Genomic DNA, 5,950 nt, shown 5'->3' on the forward strand with positions numbered 1-5,950 from the left:
GAAATAAAAAACCCCGCCATCTGAGCAGAAGAGCGGGGTTTTTCGGTATTGGAGAGCCTGACGATGTCCTACTTTCACATGCGAATGCACACTATCATCGGCGCTAAGGCGTTTCACGGTCCTGTTCGGGATGGGAAGGGGTGGTACCACCTTGCTATGGTCGTCAGGCAAAGAGGGTTGGCTGTAAGTGCGGTGCCTTGATTGCACTTACTTGTTAGCTAACCAGCGTTGCGGCTGATTGGCTCGATTTGGAACTGATGAGTTATCTTTGAGACAGCGCTGCTATCTTGTTGATGCGTGTTGCGGGTATATCTATATCTAACAAACTACCTTGGTTTTCATTCGGGTTTTACCCCGAGGTAGATTTACTGTGTTGTTTCATGTGCGTATCTTTTAAGCAAGGCTCAATGCTATAGAGCCAAGCCGCACGGGCAATTAGTACTGGTTAGCTTAATGCATTACTGCACTTCCACACCCAGCCTATCAACGTCGTGGTCTTCAACGGCCCTTCAGGAGGATCAAGTCCTCAGGGAAATCTTATCTTAAGGCAAGTTTCACGCTTAGATGCTTTCAGCGTTTATCTCTTCCGTATTTAGCTACCCGGCAATGCCACTGGCGTGACAACCGGTACACCAGAGATACGTCCATTCCGGTCCTCTCGTACTAGGAACAGCCCCCTTCAAATTTCCAACGCCCACGGCAGATAGGGACCAAACTGTCTCACGACGTTTTAAACCCAGCTCACGTACCTCTTTAAATGGCGAACAGCCATACCCTTGGGACCGGCTACAGCCCCAGGATGAGATGAGCCGACATCGAGGTGCCAAACACCGCCGTCGATGTGAACTCTTGGGCGGTATCAGCCTGTTATCCCCAGAGTACCTTTTATCCGTTGAGCGATGGCCCTTCCATACAGAACCACCGGATCACTATGTCCTGCTTTCGCACCTGCTCGACTTGTCAGTCTCGCAGTCAAGCACGCTTATGCCATTGCACTATCAGTACGATGTCCGACCGTACTTAGCGTACCTTCGAGCTCCTCCGTTACTCTTTAGGAGGAGACCGCCCCAGTCAAACTGCCCACCATGCACGGTCCCCGACCCAGATAATGGGTCAAGGTTAGAACCTCAAACAGATCAGGGTGGTATTTCAAGGATGGCTCCATGAGAACTGGCGTTCCCACTTCAAAGCCTCCCACCTATCCTACACAAACCGGTTCAAAGTCCAATGCAAAGCTACAGTAAAGGTTCATGGGGTCTTTCCGTCTAGCCGCGGGGAGATTGCATCATCACAAACACTTCAACTTCGCTGAGTCTCAGGAGGAGACAGTGTGGCCATCGTTACGCCATTCGTGCAGGTCGGAACTTACCCGACAAGGAATTTCGCTACCTTAGGACCGTTATAGTTACGGCCGCCGTTTACTGGGACTTCAGTCAAGAGCTTGCACCCCATCATTTAATCTTCCAGCACCGGGCAGGCGTCACTCCCTATACGTCCACTTTCGTGTTTGCAGAGAGCTGTGTTTTTATTAAACAGTCGCAGCCACCATTTTATTGCAACCCCTTCACCCTTCCATTGTTCATGGTCAAGCTACAAGGGCGTACCTTCTCCCGAAGTTACGGTACCAATTTGCCGAGTTCCTTCTCCTGAGTTCTCTCAAGCGCCTTAGAATACTCATCCCGCCCACCTGTGTCGGTTTGCGGTACGGTCAACGTGTAACTGAAGCTTAGAGGCTTTTCTTGGGACCACTTCCAATGGGTTCGTAGCCGTAGCTACTTCCCCCCACACCCTTGAGTATATGACAGCCGGATTTGCCTAACTGTCCTCTATGATGCAGGGACCAGGATATCCAACACCTGGACCACTTTCCACGATCCGTCCCCCCATCGCATTACACGTCGGTGCAGGAATATTAACCTGCTTCCCATCGACTACGCATTTCTGCCTCGCCTTAGGGGCCGACTAACCCTACGCCGATGAACGTTGCGTAGGAAACCTTGGGCTTACGGCGACAGAGCCTTTCACTCTGTTTATCGCTACTCATGTCAGCATTCGCACTTCTGATACCTCCAGCATGCTTTACAACACACCTTCGCAGGCTTACAGAACGCTCCCCTACCACATACACTTACGTGTACATCCGCAGCTTCGGTTATCTGCTTAGCCCCGTTACATCTTCCGCGCAGGACGACTCGATCAGTGAGCTATTACGCTTTCTTTAAAGGGTGGCTGCTTCTAAGCCAACCTCCTGACTGTTTTAGCCTTCCCACTTCGTTTTCCACTTAGCAGATATTAGGGACCTTAGCTGGCGGTCTGGGTTGTTTCCCTCTTGACACCGGACGTTAGCACCCGATGTCTGTCTCCCGAGATTGCACTTACAGGTATTCGGAGTTTGCCATGGTTTGGTAAGTCGCGATGACCCCCTAGCCATAACAGTGCTCTACCCCCTGTAGTGAGACTCGAGGCACTACCTAAATAGTTTTCGGGGAGAACCAGCTATTTCCAGATTTGTTTAGCCTTTCACCCCTATCCACAGCTCATCCCCTAACTTTTCAACGTTAGTGGGTTCGGTCCTCCAGTTGGTGTTACCCAACCTTCAACCTGGCCATGGATAGATCATCTGGTTTCGGGTCTACACCCAGCGACTAGACGCCCTATTCGGACTCGCTTTCGCTACGCCTTCCCTACTCGGTTAAGCTTGCCACTGAATGTAAGTCGCTGACCCATTATACAAAAGGTACGCCGTCACGGAACAAGTCCGCTCCGACTGTTTGTATGCACACGGTTTCAGGATCTATTTCACTCCCCTCCCGGGGTTCTTTTCGCCTTTCCCTCACGGTACTAGTTCACTATCGGTCAGTCATGAGTATTTAGCCTTGGAGGATGGTCCCCCCATGTTCAGACAGGGTTTCTCGTGCCCCGCCCTACTTGTCGTACGCCTAGTTCCACAATCGAGTTTTCACATACAGGGCTATCACCTTCTATGGCCGGACTTTCAAGACCGTTTTGTTAACTCAAATGCTAAATCGTACAGGCTGTTCCAATTTCGCTCGCCACTACTCTCGGAATCTCGGTTGATTTCTTTTCCTCTGGGTACTTAGATGTTTCAGTTCTCCAGGTTCGCCTCGCACAGCTATGTATTCACTGTGCGATACCCCTAAAAGGGTGGGTTTCCCCATTCGGACATCTACGGATCAAAGCTTGTTTGCCAGCTCCCCGTAGCTTTTCGCAGGCTACCACGTCCTTCATCGCCTATGACTGCCAAGGCATCCACCATGTGCACTTATTCGCTTGACTCTATAGCGTTAAGCCCTGCTCAAGTTATTCACAAGAACAACACTGTAATCACCATAAAAAGCAAAGTAGTTTGTGTGTATTCTAAATTTCAAGCGCCGGTGCGTATTAGGAACAATACACACCCACTTCTTGAGAAGAACGATGATGCAATCGCATCAATCAAAATATCTACACCTTCGTTAAAAGGAGTATCCATCTCGATATCTCATCATTTCCAAATTGTTAAAGAACAAGTCCAGATCCTGAAGATCTGGCGACTCTTACAGCCAAATGAATAAACACCTCAGTGCCCAGCACCATGCGCTTATTCATTTGACCGCAAGGGCAATGCTTGCATTGCTTACTTGCCAACTTCGCTAACAGCCAACCTTTTATTCAAAGACTTTTTATTCACACACTCGATACAAACACCACTTACTGCGGCAGCAAAAACTTGGTGGAGGTGAACGGGATCGAACCGATGACCCCCTGCTTGCAAAGCAGGTGCTCTCCCAGCTGAGCTACACCCCCAGGTGTTTCTTACAACAACTACTTCAAACCGATGGTGGGTCTGGATGGGCTCGAACCATCGACCCCCGCCTTATCAAGACGGTGCTCTAACCAACTGAGCTACAGACCCCGTAAACTTTTCAGCCCCAGGGCCCTGACCTCTTAGCCAACGCTTTCACATCGAACTGAAAGGCCCTCTTTTTTGCTGCTTGTATCTTCGCGTCTAAACAAACCGATAAGTGTGAGCACTAAAACCAAACAAATTCAAGACTTGATCTACTTCTCTTTCTCTAGAAAGGAGGTGATCCAGCCGCACCTTCCGATACGGCTACCTTGTTACGACTTCACCCCAGTCATGAATCCTACCGTGGTGACCGTCCTCCTTGCGGTTAGACTAGCCACTTCTGGTAGAACCCACTCCCATGGTGTGACGGGCGGTGTGTACAAGACCCGGGAACGTATTCACCGCGGCATTCTGATCCGCGATTACTAGCGATTCCGACTTCACGCAGTCGAGTTGCAGACTGCGATCCGGACTACGATCGGTTTTCTGGGATTGGCTCCACCTCGCGGCTTGGCAACCCTCTGTACCGACCATTGTATGACGTGTGAAGCCCTACCCATAAGGGCCATGAGGACTTGACGTCATCCCCACCTTCCTCCGGTTTGTCACCGGCAGTCTCATTAGAGTGCCCTTTCGTAGCAACTAATGACAAGGGTTGCGCTCGTTGCGGGACTTAACCCAACATCTCACGACACGAGCTGACGACAGCCATGCAGCACCTGTGTGCAGGTTCTCTTTCGAGCACCAATCCATCTCTGGAAAGTTCCTGCCATGTCAAGGGTAGGTAAGGTTTTTCGCGTTGCATCGAATTAATCCACATCATCCACCGCTTGTGCGGGTCCCCGTCAATTCCTTTGAGTTTTAACCTTGCGGCCGTACTCCCCAGGCGGTCAACTTCACGCGTTAGCTACGTTACCAAGGAAGTAAATCCCCAACAACTAGTTGACATCGTTTAGGGCGTGGACTACCAGGGTATCTAATCCTGTTTGCTCCCCACGCTTTCGTGCATGAGCGTCAGTGTTATCCCAGGGGGCTGCCTTCGCCATTGGTGTTCCTCCACATATCTACGCATTTCACTGCTACACGTGGAATTCCACCCCCCTCTGACACACTCTAGTCGTGCAGTCACAAATGCAATTCCCAGGTTAAGCCCGGGGATTTCACACCTGTCTTACACAACCGCCTGCGCACGCTTTACGCCCAGTAATTCCGATTAACGCTTGCACCCTACGTATTACCGCGGCTGCTGGCACGTAGTTAGCCGGTGCTTATTCTTCAGGTACCGTCATCCCCCTAGGGTATTAGCCCAAAGGATTTCTTCCCTGACAAAAGTGCTTTACAACCCGAAGGCCTTCTTCGCACACGCGGCATTGCTGGATCAGGGTTTCCCCCATTGTCCAAAATTCCCCACTGCTGCCTCCCGTAGGAGTCTGGGCCGTGTCTCAGTCCCAGTGTGGCTGATCGTCCTCTCAGACCAGCTACTGATCGTCGCCTTGGTAGGCCTTTACCCTACCAACTAGCTAATCAGCCATCGGCCGCTCCAATAACGTGAGGCCTTGCGGTCCCCCACTTTCCCCCTCAGGGCGTATGCGGTATTAATCCGGCTTTCGCCGAGCTATCCCCCATTACTGGGCACGTTCCGATGTATTACTCACCCGTTCGCCACTCGTCAGCGGAGCAAGCTCCCTGTTACCGTTCGACTTGCATGTGTAAGGCATGCCGCCAGCGTTCAATCTGAGCCAGGATCAAACTCTTCAGTTTAATCTCTGCAAAATTTACTAAACTCGACGGAGTAGATGTTTATAAAAGCCTTGACAGCTTTCACATTCATTTACTTTATTCCGTGAGCACTAACTCTGAATCGTGATTCAAAGTCATTCTTTTTGAGAAAAGAACAAACCTTAAACCCGTCTGGTCAGTGCCCACACTTATCGGCTGTTAACTTGTTAAAGATCGCTTCGAAATTTCTGCTAACCTTGCTGCTCTTCGGTACTGCTTAAAACCTTGAAGAACCGCTTGTTTGCTTCGTTTCGTGCTGCTTGTCGTGCAGCAGAGAAACGAGATTATGCACATCATCTTTCCAACTGTCAAACACTTTTG

Annotated in this window: 2 tRNA genes and 3 rRNA genes; all 5 read right to left on the minus strand. The window is 50.4% G+C overall.

From position 1 onward, the window contains the following. Positions 1 to 55 precede the first annotated feature (55 nt). A 5S ribosomal RNA gene (gene rrf / locus QUB14_RS27920) occupies positions 56 to 168 on the minus strand. 246 nt (positions 169 to 414) lie between these two features. Next, positions 415 to 3,297: ribosomal RNA gene (locus QUB14_RS27925) — 23S ribosomal RNA — on the minus strand. Between the two features lie 434 nt (positions 3,298 to 3,731). Continuing rightward, positions 3,732 to 3,807, minus strand: a tRNA-Ala gene (locus QUB14_RS27930). 32 nt (positions 3,808 to 3,839) lie between these two features. Further along, positions 3,840 to 3,916, minus strand: a tRNA-Ile gene (locus QUB14_RS27935). Between the two features lie 164 nt (positions 3,917 to 4,080). After that, positions 4,081 to 5,611 (minus strand): 16S ribosomal RNA (locus QUB14_RS27940). Together the 16S, 23S and 5S rRNA genes with 2 tRNA genes alongside form the textbook arrangement of a ribosomal RNA operon. Positions 5,612 to 5,950 lie beyond the last annotated feature (339 nt).

The organism is Microcoleus sp. B3-D2 (assembly GCF_036705345.1).
Lineage (GTDB): Bacteria > Cyanobacteriota > Cyanobacteriia > Cyanobacteriales > Microcoleaceae > Microcoleus.